The following is a 20,265-nucleotide window of genomic DNA, read 5'->3' as shown; positions in this document are numbered from 1 at the left end:
TTGTGTGTCAAAATATTCGTCAAAATTTATAGGTTTAAAAAGGTTAGTAATTTGATAATGAGTGAATTATTTATAAAAATCAGATTTAAAAAACTCATGGGTCTGTTTTTGGTGGGTTTTATGTAGGTTTTACAGTGGAATAAATAGTCGCTAATACGCTCTTGATCCAAGTGTTCTGGGCCGCATTTGTAGTAAAGGGTTAGATGCGCAAGACATCGTAAATAGTAGATTAAGGCACTGTTTGCCCTACCATTTATAACAAAACTTTTTTCTAGTTTAAGGGTTAATACGTTAAATTCTGGTAAAGCTTCTAATGCCGTTTGTAAAACCGTATTTTTATTTTTTTAAAAACATAATTCAATACGTTTTAGTGAGACTCTAAAATAATGTATTTTTAGAGCAAAGAATAAGCTTCCGAGGAACGAGGATTAGTTAAACAATGGCTATAATTAATACGGGTTTCGGTGCTTAACCTAAAATTAAGTAATTTTAATTCTCGTACTAATTATAGTCTAGACGTTAGATAAAATTCAATGAGATGAAAGCAGATTTTGAAAGAGTATACCACCAAATTGAAAAGAGACATTTTTGGTTTGTTGCAAGAAGAATGTACATATTAAGAGCATTAGGCAAAGTGGATAGAAATTCTAAAATACTTGACATTGGGTGTTCATCAGGTATTTTATTAGGAGAACTCGCCCAAATTGGATTTAAGCATGAGAACTTGTATGGTATTGATATTAGTGAGAATGCTATTAACAACTGCAAAAACGCAGGCCTTAACAACACTTTTTTAATGGATGCACAAAGCATCGATTTAAAGCAGGATTTTGACATTATTATTGCTTCAGATTGCCTTGAACATTTAGAAGATGATGAAAAAGCTTTAAGAAATTGGAATAATCTACTAAAACCGAATGGCCTTGCTTATATTTTTGTTCCTGCATTCATGTCGCTTTGGAGTGAACATGACGATGCGAATATGCATTTCAGAAGGTATGGAAGAAACGAATTGAGTAATAAATTGAAAAACAATGGTTTTGAAATCAATAAATCGAGTTTTTGGAATGTTTTACTATTCATACCAATATACTTTGTCAGACTAATAAACAACATAAAATCATCAAAGAATGACAAAACTGGAAATCTGAATAAATTACCATTATTCAATAACTTTTTACTTTCTGTACTAAATTTTGAAAATAGATTTCATAATCACATTAATTTCCCCTTTGGTGTATCGTCCTTTGTTTTTGCAAAAAAAACTTTTCCTAATAACTAAGCATATGGTGTGCCGATAGGCGAAGGCTTAAAGATCTTTTAGTTATAAATATATTGGTTATTATAAATGTTCACTTTAATTGAAAAAATGATTTCAAAATATATCAAGACTGACTTCTAATTAACAAATATTAGAAATAAATTCATAATACACCGGTTCGATTACTTAAATTGATGATTCTAGATGTAAAGACAGCTATATGTCAGCAATGATTTTACCCTTTTTGCACCCCTTGAAAATTGATTTGAAAACCAAAAAAATACTATAGCTTTATCTTGAAACAGTCTTTGGACCATTGCGCAAATCTATGTTACAAGCAAAAAATAATAAAAATGCCTTTTTTGAAATAAAGGGATTAGACATCGGCCCACTTTCTAACAAACTATCCATTGTTATTATTACCATCGTAACTCTTTTGCTCTATGCAAATACGTTTACCAATGAGTTTGCTTTTGACGATAAGTCCGTCATTACGAAAAATAGCTATGTTTAAGAAGGTTTAGGAGGGAGAAAAAAAAGTTTTAACGAAAGAGTCTTGAGAAGGGTTTCAACCAAGCACAGGGACAAGAATTTATTGTCCTTTCCAGCTTTTAGCTTTTGCAATACAATATGAAATTTTTGAGTTAAACCCGATGCCATATCATATTGTAAACGTTCTATTCTATACCTTATTAAAGGTCCTTTTATTTCTTCTTTTAAAGGAGCTATGGAAAAATAGATATCCGTACCTGCCATTAATTATTATCCTTCTATTTGCAGCACATCCTATTCATGTAGAAGTGGTTGCCAACTTAAAGGGAAGTGCAGACTTATTTGATATGCCGCACGCGACCGCAGCTTTTTTATTTCTTTTTTATTTTGTCAAAAAAAAGGTGCTCTTTACGCTAGGTTAATTAAAAGAAAATTGTTCATCTACTAGTAATTGCTAAACCTAGAAAGTAACAGTAATACTTTATGATTGCAATTACAAGTTTAGATATCTAGTCAATAAATATAGTTTAATGAACAGCACTTTTAGTATTTGTTTACTGATTGGGTTTTTAGCAACTATCAGTGCATTCCAGCACGGAGGCTTGAAAATTGAAATATTTTCAAGATAAAACCATCAATACCAGCAAGAGATTTTTAGAGCGAACATTTATCGGCATCTGTAAATCATATGGTTTTCTCAACTATATATCTAGGCCGCTGTTTAACTTCCTTATATATCTTACCTATATACTCTCCTATTATTCCAACACAAAACAATTGAATTCCACCTAAAAAATAAATAGGTAATGCAGTAGAGGCCCAACCCTTGATTGTATTTAGCACCAAATAAGAATAAATGGCGTAGACAATAAAAAGAAGACTAAAGAAGAATATACTTAAACCTAAAAAAGTAATGAGTCTTAGGGGTACAATACTAAAAGAAGTAATGCCATCCAATGAAAAAGAAAGCATCTTTTTCAAAGAAAACTTAGTGTTTCCGCCTATTCTTTTTAATCGATCATAGTATACTTCCGTAGTTTTAAAGCCTAAAAGAGGAAACATACTGCGTAAAAAAAGATTCACTTCTTTAAATTTCGCCAATTCGTTTAGAGCCTTTCCGCTGGCAAGTCTATAATCAGCATGATTGAAAATAATATTTACACCCATTATTTTCATCAGCTTATAGAAGGCCAAAGCTGTTTGTTTTTTGAAAAAAGTATCTGTAACTCGTTTATTTCTTACCCCATAGACTATTTCATTTCCTTCTTGGTATTTCTTGACCATTGTTTCTATAACAGTGATATCATCTTGTAAGTCTGCATCAATTGTAATACAGCAATCAGCCTGATCCTTATACGTTAACAAACCTGCTAGAATTGCATTTTGATGGCCCACGTTCTGCGCAAGCTTTATGGCTAATACAGTATCTGATTTTTCTTTTAGTGTGAGTATTTTATTCCAAGTTTCGTCACTACTGCCATCATCGACAAAAACGATTCTACTTTCTTGACTTATCAATTCTTTCTTCCAGAGTTTATTATAAACCCCGATTAGCTCTTCAAAGGTTTGGTTAATAATTTCTTCCTCATTGTAACAAGGCAGTATGATATACAGAATTGTTTTAGTCATGTTTTTACATCAAAAAATCAACTATTATTGGTATTCAAAATGATTGGATATGAATTTTATAAATAGGAGACGTTTATACAATTTATGTAAATATACTATTTACATGTTAAATTTACAGAAATAAATTTCACTACAAAGTTTCATAAAAATAATATAGCTTTGCCTCGAACTAGTTTTCAATCCATGATGTCAACAAAAAATACACAAATCAATTATTCTGAATTAAAAGGGTTAAAGATAAGTCCACTTTCTAACAAACTGTCAATTGTTATTATTACTATCGTAACTCTTTTACTTTATGCCAATACGTTTACCCATGAGTTTGCTTATGATGATGCTTCTGTCATTTCAAGTAATAGCTATGTCCAAGAGGGTGTAGGAGGAATAAAAAAGATTTTAACGCAAGGTTCCTGGGATGGATTTAAGCCTGCCGAGAACATGAAAATTTATCGTCCGTTTCAGCTTTTAGTTTTTGCTGTGCAATATGAGTTCTTCAAATTAAATCCAACACCATACCATATTATAAACGTACTATTCTATGCGCTATTGAATTGCTTGTTATTCTTGCTGTTAAAGCAGTTCTGGAATAACAAATATCCTTACCTCCCATTACTTATAGTCCTTCTTTTTGCAACACACCCTGTGCATGTAGAAGTGGCTGCTAACTTAAAGGGAAGTGCAGATTTATTTGGAATGTTGCACGCGACCGCAGCTTTTTTATTCCTTTTTTATTATATTCATAAAAAGAAAGTATACTATATAGTTTTTGCTTGTTTCTTTTATTTATTGTCTCTAGCTTCTAAAGAAATTGCAGTGACATATATAGGTGTTTTTCCTTTAGCTATGTATTTCTTTACAGAACTAAAATTGAAAAGTATTATTAAAAATACAACTCCATTTATTCTCGTAATCGGACTATACTTGCTTATTCGTTTTTTGGTTTTTGATGGCAATAGCTCATCGAGTTTAACTCATGTTGATGATTTTGACAATGTACTTTTGTTGGCAGAGACCTCGAGCCAAGAGATAGGTATGCGTCTTTGGAGTTTAGGTAAAAATTTACAACTATTAATCTTTCCAGACCCGCTGAGAATGATGTATGTCTACGATGATATTCCATTTACAGAAGTTTATGATTTTATAGCGATATCGACATTTTTAGTATACCTATTATTAACCTTTGTTAGCATATTTTACTTCCGTAAAAAAAGCATTCTAGTTTTTGGTATAGTCTTTTATTTACTAACAATTTCACTGTTCTCAAATACTTATGCCTTCATGCCAAACATCTTGGCAGAACGTTGGCTGTTGATTCCTTCATTTGGCTTTTGTATTGTACTAGGTGTCCTATTATATAGAGCATTAGTCTCTGTGTCTACATTATCAAATTTCATAAAATCCAATATCCTTATTGTTCCTATTATTAGCATCATTTTATTCCTTTACTCATTTAAAACTTTTGACCGAAACTATGATTGGAAAAATGACGCGACAATTTTTGCAGCGGATATTAAAACATGTCCTAATAATCAGATTGTACTTCGTGGACATGGAACAGAATTAATGAGATCTAGTGAACCTGAAAAAATAAAAGAAGGAATTATTTATTTAGAGAAAGCTCGCAAACAATTACCCACTCGCTATGGAACGAATAATAATATAGGAATAGCGTATCTTAAGCTAAAAGACTTTGACAAAGCCGCAGTTGCTTTTGAGAGAGAATTACAATTAGCCCCTAAAAATAAAACTACTATTTCTCAGTTATGGGGAAGTTATAACAAGGCTGGTATAGAATTAATGGATTCCAATGACCCTAAAAAAATCAAAGAAAGTCTTTTCTATTTTATAAAAGCACAAAAACTAGTGCCCACCAATTATCAGGCTATACACAACTTAGGTAAGGCTTATTATATGCTAAGAGATATGGACAGTGCTATAGCAACTTATGAAAGTATATTTCAGGCAGTGCCCCAGAAACACGATTCAGCTTTTGCTTTAGGTTTAGTTTATAATACCGCGAAAAAGCATGAAGAGGCTCTCGGCGTTTTATTAACTCTAAAAGACATCGAAGGCTATAACGATACACCAAATTTTAGGAAGCAACTCTATATGGCTTATACAGGACTTGGGCAATTTGAAGCAGCAGCTAAGTATGCTGCTAAGTAAGGGCTTAAAAAATGGCTCATTTCATTTAGGAATCCTTCTGTAAAAGTTCTTTTATAAAGTATATACAAATCGCACAGTTACGAAACGTGGCTGTATAAAAGTTTCTGAAGTAAATACCGAAATATTATTTGCATTATTTCTTACTTGAGAATCAATATCCAATATGTTGGTTGCCTTGAGTTCATATTCCCATTTGGCATCCTTATCTTTTCTGTACGATAAACTCGCATCCCAGGTTTGGAATGAATTTAGCTTACCGCCTTTATCACTCAAGGTATTGTAGCTATAATTGGATTTCCAGATATAAGCATCAAACTCTTCCGATGGAGCATTTGTAATGAAAGTAGTACTAACGCCACCTTGATTATTGTTGGAAACGCTAAATCTAAATCGCAAGCTTACATTAGGCGCGTATTTATAATTGGTTCATAAACTAGGTGCATAGGCGCGCGTAAAGCTTTCGTTAAGCGATTTTCGTCCTTGTATAAATTGATTTTATTGTAGTTAAAATTCAAGTTTAGACTTGCCCTCAGCTTTCCGAAAGTGCGCTGAATACGTCCAAAAGCGCGTATGAGTATCTTATTGAAATGTTTGCTGATGTAGCAGGTAAAAAGGGTGGAGAGTTCTACACACCTCATCAAGTAGTGGAGTTATTAGTTGAAATTATTAACCCTAAAGAAGGCCAAAGTATTTAAGATGTTGCGATATTAAAGTAGAACCAATTTTAATCCCGTACGATGCACACCATATAAATTTATAAATATATGATATACAGGCTTATAAATTTTATTTCAAATATATTTTATACTATTTGACTCTATTGTTGGACCCAAAATCCAAAGATTCCAATAAATTTTATATTTTCTGCAGCAACTTTAGTTCTTGCTTTAACAAAGAATATATTGTCCTCATATTCTATAGTCCAATTGCTCTGGATTTTTAAAATATTCTTTACTCTTATAATTCCCTCAGAAAAGTGCGACACTCTTTGACCTCAGCATTCGTCTTTCTCCATAAACCAAAGGTCACAATTTGAACCATAATACTTCATGGCTTCGATAATATGCTTGCTTGTTATACTTTTAGATTCTTTAAGATTTACCCTGTGAAGGATGATGATATCTTGCTATTATTTATACATCCAGATAAACTAAGCTCTTCATTATTTTGAGTGATTTTTAATCAACTATCTTTTGTATCAAATTTTATATTATTTTTAGTACGACTATAACAATCACCAATGAAAGAAAATAACGCTTACATTTTAGGAACCGACACACAAGAACTGCATCGGCTAGGAGTGCAGCATCAAGTATGGGCTTCTGAAGCGCAACAAGGATGGAATCTGGCAAAATTTAAAACAGGAGATACGCTATTAGATCTAGGATGTGGTCCAGGGTTTTGTGCTCAAGAATTGGCCTATATCGTGGGAGCTAAAGGAAAAGTAATTGGCGTTGATCTTTCTGAAGCCTATATTGAACACCTTAATAAAATTGCATCTTTACATCAACTACCCATAGAAGGCTATGTATCAGATTTCAACCAAATGAATCTAGCGCCCAATAGTCTAGACGGAATGTATTGTCGTTGGGCATTGGCCTGGCTTCCCAATCCGCAAGAAATTTTACAAAAAGTGTACGACGCTCTTAAGCCTGGAGGAAAAATGGTTATTCACGAATACTATGATTGGACCACTCATCAAACCCAACCGCACAAGCCAAAATTGTACAAAGCAATACAAGCAGCGATGCAAAGTTTTAAAGATTCGCAGGGGGAGATAAATATAGGACGTGAATTACCTAGCTTGTTTCAAGAACTTGGTATGAAAGTGACGCATATTAGGCCAATGATAAAAATGGCAACCGTTGATGAACTGGCATGGCAATGGCCTAAAACTTTTTACCAAAGCTATTTTCCTCGCCTAGTAGATGCTGGCTATTTGACTCCAGAAGAAGTAAGCGAAGCACGTTTAGAAATGACCGAACTTGAAAATACTCCAGGCGCAACGCTATGTTGTCCGCTGATGGTGGAAGTGATTGCTGAGAAATAATGGTCTAATCAAGTAACCATAGCAAGTGTCTTTCTATCCAAACCACCCATCTCTATCAAGGGAGCGATACTGTATGGCTTCTGAAATATGATCGCCTGTAATGTTTTCAGAATTTTCAAGATCTGCGATGGTTCGCGATACTTTTAAAATACGATCGTAGGCCCTTGCTGAAAGATTGAGTCGCTCCATAGCGGTTTTTAATAAGTCTAGAGAAGCTTGTTCAAGTTTGCAATACGTACGGATTTGCTTCACCCCCATTTGCGCATTGTAATGAATATTGTCAAAAGCTTCAAAACGATCTGTTTGTAATTTACGTGCTGCACTCACACGGTCTCTAATGACCGCACTCGCTTCTCCTTTGCGCTCTTCACTTAGCTTTTCAAAAGGGACTGGAGTTACTTCTATGTGAATGTCAATCCTATCTAACAATGGACCAGAAATCTTACTCAAATACCGTTGCATTTCTGCAGGGCTTGAGACTACCGGCGCGTCTGGATCGTTAAAATAACCTCCCGGACTTGGATTCATACTTGCAACCAACATAAAACTGGACGGATACGTCACCGTAAACCGAGCTCTTGAGATGGTTACTTCTCTGTCTTCTAAGGGTTGGCGTAATACTTCTAATACGCCCCGCTTGAATTCTGGTAATTCATCTAAAAATAAAACGCCGTTATGTGCTAATGAGATTTCTCCAGGTTGCGGGTATTGGCCGCCACCGACAAGGGCTACATCGCTAATTGTATGATGAGGACTCCTAAAAGGTCTGGAAGTCATTATTCCACTCTTCTGCATGGTGCGTCCTGCAACGCTGTGGATTTTTGTGGTTTCTAAAGATTCACCGAGCGACATAGGTGGTAAGATGCTTGGCAATCGTTTTGCTAACATAGTTTTTCCAGATCCTGGAGGGCCGATTAATATCACATTATGACCTCCTGCTGCAGCAATCTCCATACAGCGTTTGATGCTCTCTTGTCCTTTGACGTCTGCAAAATCAAACTCCGGATTGGAAAGATGTTCGTAGAACTCTGCTTCTGTATCAACAATGGTTTGTTCTAAAGAAACACCCTCATTAAAGAAGTCTATTACCTGCGATATATTATCCACACCAAAGACCTCCAGTCCTTCTACGATAGCCGCTTCTTTAGCGTTTTGAGTGGGCAAAACAAAACCTTTAAACCCTTCTTCCATAGCTTTGATGGCGATAGGTAATGCGCCACGAATAGGTTGTAAGCTCCCATCTAAGGACAATTCCCCCATTATTATATATGCATCTAAGGGATGTTTTGTTTGTATCTGCTCTGTAGCAGCAAGGATTCCCATTGCTAGGGTTAAATCATATGCAGACCCCTCCTTACGCAGATCTGCAGGAGACATATTTAAAATTAGTTTTTTACCAGGAATTTTATACCCGTTGTTTTGCAAGGCTGCAGCAATACGGTAATTACTTTCTTTAATCGCATTATCTGGTAATCCTACTAAGTGATATCCAATGCCATTATCTACATTTACTTCGACGGTAATCGTCGTTGCATCAACACCAAAAACGGCACTACCATAAACTTTTGTGAGCATATATTCCCTTTTGGTTGTGGCTATTAAAGTAACCTTTGTGAAGATAGGGAAATTAATCTATAACGGAACTGGTCCGAAATACGAATGATTGACGCCTGTTAGCATTATCTAATTATAGACTTAAAACAAAAAATCCTATTACGTTAATAATAGGATTGGACGATACTATAAGAATTCCCCTGCTTCGAAGCGAAAGTGAATTCTAAATTTGAATAATTTTATCATAGTGCAAAGATAAAGCGATTCCCTGCTTCAAGCAATATAAATATTATCGATATAAATTATAAAACTAACAGTTTTGATGATAGTTTGAGGCTTCATAGTTTTGACCTATTCTTGTTCTTTCATTTTAGATTTATCCCCTGCGCTAACCTTCGTTTGCATCAAGTGTTCGCAACAAAAATAAGTTCATACAAATCAACTTACCCCAATCGAGCCTTTGCCATTTTCTTCCCTAACTCCACCCCAGGCTGATCATAGCTAAAAATATTCCAGATTACGCCTTGTACAAAAAGTTTGTGCTCGTAAAGGGCGATGAGTTTCCCTAGAGAGTTAGGCGTTAGTTTTTCAATCTTCAACATGTTTGAAGGACTATTCCCTTCAAAGCGTTTAAAGTTATTTTCTACGGGTTTCCCATAGGTACCTTGTGCCAGTGCATCTGCTTGCGCGTAGCAATTGGCAAGTAGTTTTTCTTGGTGGTCTTTGTTGCCGTAAAGCGATTCTGTGTAGCAAATAAAATCTGAAGGAATCAACTTGGTGCCTTGGTGCAGCAATTGCATAAAAGCGTGCTGTGCGTTCGTGCCAGTACTCCCCCAAACGATGGTGCCCGTTTGGTAATCCACGGGTTCGCCATTTCTGTCTATACTCTTCCCATTACTCTCCATTACTGCTTGCTGTAAGTAATCTACAAGCTTATCGAGATATTGACTGTATGGGAGTACCGCCTCCGTTTCTGTCTGAAAAAAGTTATTATACCAGATAGATAGCATCGCTAAAATTACTGGCATATTTTTATCAAATGACGTCTCTTTAAAATGCCCGTCCATTGCATGAGCACCTTTTAATAGCTGCTCAAAATGAGTGTACCCAATAGCACAGCAGGTAGATAAACCTACGGCACTCCATAAAGAGAAACGACCGCCTACCCAATCCCACATAGGAAATATATTTTCTTCGGAAATGCCATACCCTCGTACTGCTTCTAGATTTGTAGAAACCGCCACAAAATGTTTGCTCACCGCTTCTTCTGAAGCTTGCTCAATAAACCATTTGCGTATTGTCGTCGCATTTGTCAATGTCTCTTGCGTAGTGAATGTCTTTGAAACAATAATAAAGAGGGTTGTTTCTGGGTCTAATTTTTTTAACGTTTCCATCACGTGATCCCCATCTACGTTAGACACATAATGCACATCTAGGTGATTCTTGTAAAACGTAAGCGCTTCGGTCACCATTGCTGGGCCAAGGTCGCTTCCTCCTATCCCGATGTTCACGATCGCTTTGATTTCTTTGCCAGTATGTCCTTTCCATGCTCCTGTTATTACTTTTTCTGAAAAGTCACGCATTTGGTTTAATGCGGCTTTCACTTCAGGTTTCATACTGTTGAAATCGCGTAGTGCGGCATGAAGTACGGCTCTGCCTTCGGTTTCGTTAATCTGCTCACCGTTAAACTGAGCGTCAATGGCTTCTTGCAATTTGCATTCATTAGCCAATTGTAATAGTAACTCTAACGTTTCTGAAGTGATCCTGTTTTTTGAATAATCTAAAGAAATATCTTCCCAAATAAAAGACATGGCTTTACGTCTTCCTTTTTTTGAGGTAAATAATTCTTGAATGTGGGCATCGTTGATCGTCTCAAAATGAGCGTCTAATTGTTGCCAAGCTTTTGTAGTGGTCGGGTTTATTTTTGGTAATAACATTCAGTTCTTTTGTTAAGCTTCGACAGGCTAAGCCTGACATATTGCTGAAATTTAATTTAATTTATGCTCGCGATAGTGCTTAATCAAACCATCAATAGGACGGCGAATAATATTCCCCAACTGAAGGTGATAGGGCTTCATGCAGTCACGGATGATGTCTTCGCTAAAGTGCGCAATGCTTCCTATAAAATGGATAGGAACGTTTTGAGCTTCTTTAAAACTTAGTACGCGACGCTCTAAAAACTTGTTGATCCCTTCGCTTATCAGGCCATAAAAGTAACCATTAATTTCCATAACGTTTTCTGGTCTGCCTTGACCTGGTTGAAAAATAAATTCGGCAAAGGAAGCCAAGTACATATTAGGATTTGACTTCTTATAAATATTTAATTTGATTTCATCTGCGTCTAGATTAAATCTACTTTCAAATTCTATAGCGAGCACAGCTGGCATTTTATTGTAATAATAATCTCGTATCAGCCTTTTTCCGAAGTAATTACCACTCGCTTCATCCATCAATATAAAACCTAAAGATTCTATAGGATTATGGATGTCCTTCCCGTCAAAATAACAACTGTTAGAGCCCGTACCTAGAATACAAACGATTCCCGGCTCTTGTGTGGCAGCATATACCGCCGCCACCGTATCTTCAGAAACAGTTACGGTAGCATTTACAAACAAAGACTCAATAATTTCTTTTAAAATGTTTATAGGCCGCTGCGTACCGCAACCTGCGCCATAAAAATCCACTTGATTTACTTCTGTAAATAAAGCTTTTAATTCTTCATTTTCTTCTATTCTACTTTTTAAGTCATGCTCTGGTATTACTGCTGGATTTAGACCAAGCGTGCGTGTACGTAACACCACCTCACCTGTTTCATCTAGCAGAATCCAATCGCATTTTGTAGAACCACCATCGGTAATTAATATCATATTCCTTTTAAAATTAATTACTATACTTATTGAATAATGCCTCTTGATTTTGAAATAAAATAACAGATCACAATTTAAGACCGAATTGAAAAATTTTACATTTCGATAGTAAACTAGCTATGTCAACCTGAGCGCTTCGATCAGTATAAACTAAAGTCGAAGCGCTCAATTTGACATCCTTAATTTCTATTTAAGAGAAGCCACGTGCGCTGTTAACTCGATCAACTTTGCAGAGTACCCATATTCATTATCGTACCAAGCGACCAATTTAAAGAAATTATCGTTCAAAGCAATCCCTGCTTCTGCATCAAAGTTACACGTATGAGAATCGCTCCGGTAATCCATGGAAACTACAGCTGCGTCTGTGTAGCTCACCACACCTTTGTAAGCGCCGTTTGCTGCATCTTTAAATAATTGATTTACTTCTTTTGCCGTGGCAGATTTTTTAGTTCTCACCGTTAAATCTACAACAGAGACATCTACTGTAGGCACTCTAAATGCCATTCCTGTAAGTTTTCCTGCTAAAGAAGGAATAACTTTTGTCACTGCAACTGCAGCTCCAGTAGTAGATGGGATGATGTTTGCTACACCACTTCTTCCTAATCTGTAATTTTTTCCTGATGGCATGTCCACGGTTGTTTGTGTTGCCGTAAGTGCGTGAATAGTCGTCATTAATCCTTCTACTATTCCTAAATTATCATCAATAATTTTTGCCATTGGCGCTAAACAGTTTGTGGTACAAGAAGCATTTGATACAATTGTATCACTTGCTTTAACGTCCATATGGTTTACTCCCATTACAAACATGGGTGCTGTTTTTGAAGGTGCAGAAATTACTACCTTTTTTGCTCCAGCTTTAATATGTGCATCTGCATTGTTGGTTTCTGTAAAGATACCAGTACAGTCTAAAACAATCTCCGCCTGAACTTCATCCCATTTCAAGTTTTCTGGGTTGCGCTCGTTTGTCACTCTTATAACTCTGCCGTCCACAAGGATGTTTCCGTCTTTAACGCTTATTTCACCTTGATATCTTCCGTGTACAGAATCATACTCTAATAAGTAAGCTAGATGATCTACATCTAATAAATCATTTACCGCTACTACTTCTACTGTATCACTTTGTGCTGCGATTCTAAATGCGATTCTACCGATACGGCCAAAACCGTTTATTGCAATTTTTGTTTTCATACTTTGACTCCGCTCCGTAAGCGGATATTTTTAGTTATATATATTATTATTTTGGACGGCTTCAATAATGGCCGTCCCCTGGTTTTCTGCAAGTTTGATGATTAATGACTTACTCTTTTTGTCTTAAGTCTAAACGTTTTGCTTTTAAAGGCATTAACTTATACAGATATAATATCTGCTACCCTTATCAAGTCTTTATCAATTTTATTTTCACCTTTTAGTGATTCTTTGAAATCTACAATTACTACTTTATTATGGACAAGTCCTATCATTACATCTCGTTCACCATTAAGAAGTGCATCTACTGCCCCTACTCCAAGCCTGCTAGCCAGCACTCTGTCATAACAACTTGGAGAACCTCCCCGTTGTATGTGACCTAACACGGTTACTTTGCATTCGTATTCTTCCAGATTTTCACGTATGTATTCTGCAAGTCCAAAAATGTTTTTGCCTATTTGGTCGCCTTCAGCAACTACTACAATGCTGGAAGATTTACCAGAAGCTTTACTTCTTTTTAAAGAAGCTACAAGACGCTCTCTTCCCATATCTTGTTCTGGGATTAAAATTTCTTCTGCTCCTGCTCCTATTCCTGCATTTAAAGCAATATCACCAGCATCTCTTCCCATTACTTCTACTAGAAATAATCTGTTATGAGAGTTTGCGGTATCTCTTATTTTATCAATTGCTTCAACAACTGTGTTTAATGCTGTGTCATACCCTATGGTATTATCTGTTCCATTAATGTCATTATCTATCGTGCCAGGTAAGCCTACAATAGGAAAATTATGTTCTTCATTAAATACAATAGCTCCTGTAAAAGTTCCATCGCCACCAATGACCACTAAGGCATCAATGCTATTTTTCTTTAAGTGCTCATAGGCTTTCTTTCTGCCTTCTTTCGTCATAAATCCTTTTGATCGGGCAGATTTTAAAAACGTACCTCCTCTGTTAATCAAATTCTTTACAGAACGCGCATTTAAGGTTTTAAAGTCACCTTCTATCAATCCTTCATAACCTCGATATACACCAACGCATTCTAGATTATGATAAGCACATGAACGCACTACAGCACGTATGGCAGCGTTCATTCCTGGAGCGTCTCCTCCACTTGTTAAGACCGCTATTTTTTTAATTTCTGATTTCATGAAGGTAAATATATGTACTTAAATTTAGACTTAAAGTGCCTTATGCTTTCTATAATAATTTTGTTCTTTTCAAATGAATGTTAGCTGAAAATGACATCGGTGCTAATCACGACTACACAAACAGCATCTTAATGAGCATAAAGGAAGTGAAGCTACTTATTGACATTCACTGGCATTAAAATAAACAGACTAATAATACTGCATAAAAAAATCCACTAACAATAGCTATGTTTTCCGCAAATGTTGGGACTCGTTTAATGAAGTCTGTCAGCATTTTATAGTGAGAATAAAATACCTTAACAGTTATTTTATCGTGCAGATAACCAAACAAGAACACTATTGTTAAACAAAAAATAAGAGCTTGCTTCCTTAAAAACAAGCCCTTGCAACAATTAAACTAGTTATATTAACTTAATTATTTTCTAACTAGTTTAGTTGTTTTAGATCCTTCTTCAGTAACAACCGTAGCCGTATAAACACCTGCACTTAAATGGCTATTTGCTATAGCAACATTTGTAGCATTAGGCGTTTCAAAACTCACACGTTGTCCTAATAGGTTTACAATCTCAATAGACTGGATAGGGGTGTTTGCAGTAATATTCCAAACATCTGAAGATGGGTTAGGATATACAGATACTGATGCATCATTTACTTCATTAACACTTAAAACTGTAGATACAAGTACAATGCTTCCTAAATCTGCTTCTTGCGTTGGGTTTGCATTAAGACCGCTTACATACCATCCGTATTGTAATGTAGTATCTTCTGCTTCCACATTCGTATACGTTACCGTAAACTCTTGCCCATCTACTAAAGGTGTAGTTTCTAATTTTAAGACAGTAAAATCTGAATTAAAAACTTTGATAAAAGCGACAGCTACATATGCTGGGTCCAATGTATTTGATGACACACCACCTGTGAAGGTAACTTCAGAACCTATTAATGAGTTATCTTCTAAATACGTGTTTCCTTCAAAAATTTTATTTCCAATATCACCATTTGACCAAAACTCATCTGCTGCATCATAGGTGTTAAAATTAGGCTGTAAAGTGATGGTCCCAGCGCCTGCATCTACTATAGTCTGTAAGTCTGGTATTCCCCAACCTTGACCAAAAACAAAATCACCTCCATCAGCAGGTGTATTAAATACGTTGGCATATCCAATAAATGCATCTGCAGTTGGATCTGTTACCACTGTTTCTTGTGCGGTCATTCCCAATGACAATAGCCCTACTAAAGCGCTAAAAATGTAATTCTTTTTCATTTTTTTTTAAATTTTAATTAATCATCAATTTTAAATAAAGGGCGGCATGTTTTACACCGCCCCCGATAAGGTTTTATTTTTTAACAATCTTTACGGTCTTCACATTTCCGAAGTCATCAGAGATATGTACTAGATATATTCCAGTATTTAAATAACCTAAAGTCAATTGTGTATTTGTTGCTTTTGGCTGTGAAGCAAACACCTCTTGTCCTAGCATATTTACTACGGAAATGTTAGCGATTGCAACTTGTGCTGCGATGTTTAACTGGTCTATCGTTGGGTTAGGGTACACGGCTACAGAAGTAAGCTCTACACCTTGTACACTTAAAGGGTTAGTGACCATAACATCATCAAAATAGTATGTAGAACCGTCTCCTGGAAGACCATCTATGAATTCAAAGAATACTACAATTCTCACAAAATCTGTTCCTGCGGTCATCCCTGTGAAGTCATATAATAGTGTTTCCCACTCATCTGTAACGGTCGTATTCACATCAACTTCGATCCCTACAGAGTTATCAGCGTTCTCTAATCTCATTTTAACAGGAATACCTGCTTTAGGAGAATAGGTCTTCATTGAGATTCCCTCAAATTCGCTAAAATCAATAGGCGTTCCTAGATTGATTGCTGTTCCAGCAAAGAATTGTGCTCCGTCTGTCTTTGTAGTTCTTAATACTGTTGCACTGGTATTGATACCGCCAGCAACCGCATTTGCTTCTACTACAGAATCTGCACCTTCAAAACCTATTGGGTTATAATCTACGTCCGTATCTTCAAAAGTAATAGGAAGTACTACTGGATCACCCATTGGTGCCGGAGCCACTTCAACATCATCAAAATAGTACGTAGAACCATCTCCTGGAAGACCCTCTACAAACTCATAAAACACAACTAATCGTACATAATCTGCTGCTGCAGACTGTCCTGTAAAATCAAAAGTTAAAACTTCCCAACCATCAACTAAAGTAGTATTTACATCTACTTCTGCTCCTACACTGTTATCTGCATTTTCTAATCTAATCTTAACTGGAATACCAGCTTTAGGAGAATATGATTTCATAGTAATCATTTCAGAAGAAGAAAAGTCTATTGGTGCATCTAAGTTAATTGCTGTTCCTGCAAAGAATTGTGCTCCATCTGTTTTTGTAGTTCTGAGAACCATAGCACTTGTATTAATACCTCCTGAAACTGCATTTGCCTCAACAACACTATCTGCTCCCTCAAAACCTATTGGGGCATAATCAATCCCTGAATCTTCAAATGTTAATGGAAAGACTGGACCACTTGACATAGGTGTCATAACTTCAACATCATCAAAATAGTACGTAGAACCATCTCCTGGAAGACCCTCTACAAACTCATAAAACACAACTAATCGTACATAATCTGCTGCTGCAGACTGTCCTGTAAAATCAAAGGTTAAAACTTCCCAACCATCAACTAAAGTAGTATTTACATCTACTTCTGCTCCTACACTGTTATCTGCATTTTCTAATCTCATCTTAACTGGAATACCAGCTTTAGGAGAATATGATTTCATAGTAATCATTTCAGAAGAAGAAAAGTCTATTGGTACATCTAAGTTAATTGCTGTTCCTGCAAAGAATTGTGCTCCATCTGTTTTTGTAGTTCTGAGAACCATAGCACTTGTATTAATACCTCCTGAAACTGCATTTGCCTCAACAACACTATCTGCTCCCTCAAAACCTATTGGGGCATAATCAATCCCTGAATCTTCAAATGTTAATGGAAAGACTGGACCACTTGACATAGGTGTCATAACTTCAACATCATCAAAATAGTACGTAGAACCATCTCCTGGAAGACCCTCTACAAACTCATAAAACACAACTAATCGTACATAATCTGCTGCTGCAGACTGTCCTGTAAAATCAAAGGTTAAAACTTCCCAACCATCAACTAAAGTAGTATTTACATCTACTTCTGCTCCTACACTGTTATCTGCATTTTCTAATCTCATCTTAACTGGAATACCAGCTTTAGGAGAATATGATTTCATAGTAATCATTTCAGAAGAAGAAAAGTCTATAGGTGCATCTAAGTTAATTGCTGTTCCTGCAAAGAATTGTGCTCCATCTGTTTTTGTAGTTCTAAGAACCATAGCACTTGTATTAATACCTCCTGAAACTGCATTTGCCTCAACAACACTATCTGCTCCCTCAAAACCTATTGGGGCATAATCAATCCCTGAATCTTCAAATGTTAATGGAAAGACTGGACCACTTGACATAGGTGTCATAACTTCAACATCATCAAAATAGTACGTAGAACCATCTCCTGGAAGACCCTCTACAAACTCATAAAACACAACTAATCGTACATAATCTGCTGCTGCAGACTGTCCTGTAAAATCAAAGGTTAAAACTTCCCAACCATCAACTAAAGTAGTATTTACATCTACTTCTGCTCCTACACTGTTATCTGCATTTTCTAATCTCATCTTAACTGGAATACCAGCTTTAGGAGAATATGATTTCATAGTAATCATTTCAGAAGAAGAAAAGTCTATTGGTGCATCTAAGTTAATTGCTGTTCCTGCAAAGAATTGTGCTCCATCTGTTTTTGTAGTTCTGAGAACCATAGCACTTGTATTAATACCTCCTGAAACTGCATTTGCCTCAACAACACTATCTGCTCCCTCAAAACCTATTGGGGCATAATCAATCCCTGAATCTTCAAATGTTAATGGAAAGACTGGAGCTGCTGGAGCAAGACTAACCTGTGTTAAATTATCCCAATAGTAGGTCTGTGCTACTGCATCAACTTGATTAAAGTTCATAAATACAGTCACAGAATCGAAAGTCTCATTTGTAAGTGCACTAAAGTCAAAAGCTATTTCTTCCCAAGCACCAGTCGTAGTTAAATTCACTAACCGCTCTTGTGGAAGACCTGTAGAACTTTCTAATTTTAATAATACTGGTGTATTAACTAAAGGTGACCATACATTCATGGTAAACCCTTTATCTGTTGAAAGATCAATCAAACCAACTGGATAATTAACTCCAGCAAAAGCTGCATTAGCAGGTATCATATTCTCAGCAACATTGGCCGATGTATTAACCCCTGTAGCATCTGGATTTGAAATCACTTGTGTCGCAGATCCACCAAAATCTCCGAAAGCAGGAAGTTGTCCTCCTTCAAATGTTATTGGTAAAGATGGAGCTGCTGGGGCAAGACTAACCTGTGTTAAATTATCCCAATAGTAAGTCTGTGCTCCTGCATCAACTTGATTAAAGTTCATAAATATAGTCACAGAATCGAAAGTCTCATTTGTAAGTGCACTAAAGTCAAAAGCTATTTCTTCCCAAGCACCAGTCGTAGTTAAATTCACTAACCGCTCTTGTGGAAGACCTGTAGAACTTTCTAATTTTAATAATACTGGTGTATTAACTAAAGGTGACCATACATTCATGGTAAACCCTTTATCTGTTGAAAGATCAATCAAACCAACTGGATAATTAACTCCAGCAAAAGCTGCATTAGCAGGTATCATATTCTCAGCAACATTGGCCGATGTATTAACCCCTGTAGCATCTGGATTTGAAATCACTTGTGTCGCAGATCCACCAAAATCTCCGAAAGCAGGAAGTTGTCCTCCTTCAAATGTTATTGGTAAGGATGGAGCTGCTGGGGCAAGACTAACCTGTGTTAAATTATCCCAATAGTAGGTCTGTGCTACTGCATCAACTTGATTAAAGTTCATAAATACAGTCACAGAATCGAAAGTCTCATTTGTAAGTGCACTAAAGTCAAAAGCTATTTCTTCCCAAGCACCAGTCGTAGTTAAATTCACTAATCGCTCTTGTGGAAGACCTGTAGAACTTTCTAATTTTAATAATACTGGTGTATTAACTAAAGGTGACCATACATTCATGGTAAACCCTTTATCTGTTGAAAGATCAATCAAACCAACTGGATAATTAACTCCAGCAAAAGCTGCATTAGCAGGTATCATATTCTCAGCAACATTGGCCGATGTATTAACCCCTGTAGCATCTGGATTTGAAATCACTTGTGTCGCAGATCCACCAAAATCTCCGAAAGCAGGAAGTTGTCCTCCTTCAAATGTTATTGGTAAAGATGGAGCTGCTGGGGCAGGAGTAAATAATTCAAGATTATCCCAATAGTAGGTCTGTGCTGCAGCGTCTATCATATTGAAATTCATAAATACTGTCACAGAATCATAAGTAACTGCTCCTTCAGAACTAAAATCGAATACGATCTCTTCCCAAGCTCCAGTAGTAGTTAAATTTGCTTGTCGCTCTATGGGAGGATTTGGTCCACCTTCTAATTTCAACAATACGGGTATTCCCGCAAGCGGGGACCAAACGTCCATTCTGAGTACCTTATTAACTGTAAGATCAATAGGGGCTACTATATTAACTCCTGCAAATGCTGCATTCGCAGCTACGACATTTTCAGCAACATTAGCGGTGGTATTTACACCTGTAGGATCTGGATTAACAATCAATTGAGTCGCAGACCCATTGAAATCGCCAAAACCTGGCGCTGCTCCTTCAAAATCGAGAACAACCTGAGAAAACCCTGCGGAGGTAATCAAGAAGATGAATATATATGTGAAATTTTTCATATTATATTTTTTAAGATTAGTTAGTTCAAATAAACTT

At 36.2% G+C, this 20,265-nt stretch carries 15 protein-coding genes; 5 read left to right on the top strand and 10 right to left on the bottom strand.

Going from position 1 to position 20,265, the window contains the following annotated elements:
• Window positions 1–538 precede the first annotated feature (538 nt).
• Both ABXT71_RS09395 and ABXT71_RS09390 read left to right on the top strand, forming a co-directional pair.
• Window positions 539–1,282, top strand: coding sequence for a class I SAM-dependent methyltransferase (locus ABXT71_RS09395; RefSeq protein ID WP_415371066.1), 744 nt, complete (start codon window positions 539–541; stop codon window positions 1,280–1,282).
• A 307-nt stretch (window positions 1,283–1,589) separates the two neighbouring features.
• Complete coding sequence (locus ABXT71_RS09390) at window positions 1,590–1,775, top strand: hypothetical protein (protein WP_415371065.1); 186 nt, start codon at window positions 1,590–1,592, stop codon at window positions 1,773–1,775.
• Here the strand turns inward: ABXT71_RS09390 and ABXT71_RS09385 are convergent.
• Window positions 1,772–2,017: a hypothetical protein gene (locus ABXT71_RS09385; protein WP_415371064.1), complete on the bottom strand. Its 246-nt coding sequence runs from the start codon at window positions 2,015–2,017 to the stop codon at window positions 1,772–1,774. The two genes, ABXT71_RS09390 and ABXT71_RS09385, sit on opposite strands and share 4 nt — an antisense overlap.
• A 420-nt stretch (window positions 2,018–2,437) precedes the next feature.
• Complete coding sequence (locus ABXT71_RS09380; protein ID WP_415371063.1) at window positions 2,438–3,382, bottom strand: glycosyltransferase family 2 protein; 945 nt, start codon at window positions 3,380–3,382, stop codon at window positions 2,438–2,440.
• A gap of 183 nt (window positions 3,383–3,565) precedes the next feature.
• On the opposite strand from ABXT71_RS09380, the gene ABXT71_RS09375 reads away from it, so the two are divergent.
• A complete protein-coding gene (locus ABXT71_RS09375) occupies window positions 3,566–5,548 on the top strand; it encodes a tetratricopeptide repeat protein (protein WP_415371062.1) in 1,983 nt (660 codons plus the stop codon).
• A 51-nt stretch (window positions 5,549–5,599) separates the two neighbouring features.
• Here ABXT71_RS09375 and ABXT71_RS09370 read toward each other — a convergent pair whose 3' ends face one another.
• Window positions 5,600–5,944: a hypothetical protein gene (locus ABXT71_RS09370; RefSeq protein ID WP_415371061.1), complete on the bottom strand. Its 345-nt coding sequence runs from the start codon at window positions 5,942–5,944 to the stop codon at window positions 5,600–5,602.
• Window positions 5,945–6,135: 191 nt separating this feature from the next.
• On the opposite strand from ABXT71_RS09370, the gene ABXT71_RS09365 reads away from it, so the two are divergent.
• Window positions 6,136–6,243 (top strand): N-6 DNA methylase, encoded by a 108-nt coding sequence (locus tag ABXT71_RS09365; RefSeq protein ID WP_415371060.1) that lies wholly within the window; start codon window positions 6,136–6,138, stop codon window positions 6,241–6,243.
• 545 nt (window positions 6,244–6,788) lie between these two features.
• Window positions 6,789–7,598, top strand: a complete 810-nt coding sequence (locus ABXT71_RS09360; protein WP_415371059.1) for a class I SAM-dependent methyltransferase — start codon at window positions 6,789–6,791, stop codon at window positions 7,596–7,598.
• A 33-nt stretch (window positions 7,599–7,631) separates the two neighbouring features.
• On the opposite strand, the gene ABXT71_RS09355 is transcribed toward ABXT71_RS09360, so the two are convergent.
• The 7 genes from ABXT71_RS09355 to ABXT71_RS09325 all read right to left on the bottom strand — a co-directional run bounded on the left by ABXT71_RS09355 (window position 7,632) and on the right by ABXT71_RS09325 (window position 20,228).
• Window positions 7,632–9,173 (bottom strand): YifB family Mg chelatase-like AAA ATPase, encoded by a 1,542-nt coding sequence (locus ABXT71_RS09355; RefSeq protein ID WP_415371058.1) that lies wholly within the window; start codon window positions 9,171–9,173, stop codon window positions 7,632–7,634.
• Between the two features lie 422 nt (window positions 9,174–9,595).
• On the bottom strand, window positions 9,596–11,089 hold the full coding sequence (pgi, locus tag ABXT71_RS09350; protein ID WP_415371057.1) for a glucose-6-phosphate isomerase: 1,494 nt from the start codon (window positions 11,087–11,089) through the stop codon (window positions 9,596–9,598).
• 51 nt (window positions 11,090–11,140) lie between these two features.
• Window positions 11,141–12,019 (bottom strand): BadF/BadG/BcrA/BcrD ATPase family protein, encoded by an 879-nt coding sequence (locus ABXT71_RS09345; RefSeq protein WP_415371056.1) that lies wholly within the window; start codon window positions 12,017–12,019, stop codon window positions 11,141–11,143.
• A gap of 186 nt (window positions 12,020–12,205) precedes the next feature.
• On the bottom strand, window positions 12,206–13,207 hold the full coding sequence (gene gap, locus ABXT71_RS09340) for a type I glyceraldehyde-3-phosphate dehydrogenase (protein ID WP_415371055.1): 1,002 nt from the start codon (window positions 13,205–13,207) through the stop codon (window positions 12,206–12,208).
• 158 nt (window positions 13,208–13,365) lie between these two features.
• The gene (gene pfkA / locus ABXT71_RS09335) at window positions 13,366–14,352 is read right to left on the bottom strand and encodes a 6-phosphofructokinase (RefSeq protein WP_415371054.1); all 987 of its coding nucleotides are present in this window, start codon (window positions 14,350–14,352) and stop codon (window positions 13,366–13,368) included.
• A 415-nt stretch (window positions 14,353–14,767) separates the two neighbouring features.
• Entirely contained in the window at window positions 14,768–15,616 is an 849-nt protein-coding gene (locus ABXT71_RS09330) for a T9SS type A sorting domain-containing protein (protein WP_415371053.1), read from the bottom strand.
• Window positions 15,617–15,689: 73 nt separating this feature from the next.
• Window positions 15,690–20,228: a T9SS type A sorting domain-containing protein gene (locus ABXT71_RS09325; protein ID WP_415371052.1), complete on the bottom strand. Its 4,539-nt coding sequence runs from the start codon at window positions 20,226–20,228 to the stop codon at window positions 15,690–15,692.
• Between the last annotated feature and the right edge of the window lie 37 nt (window positions 20,229–20,265).

The organism is Patiriisocius sp. Uisw_047 (assembly GCF_047730165.1).
In the GTDB taxonomy this organism is placed as follows: Bacteria; Bacteroidota; Bacteroidia; order Flavobacteriales; family Flavobacteriaceae; genus Patiriisocius.
This window is presented reverse-complemented; position numbering and strand designations above follow the sequence as displayed.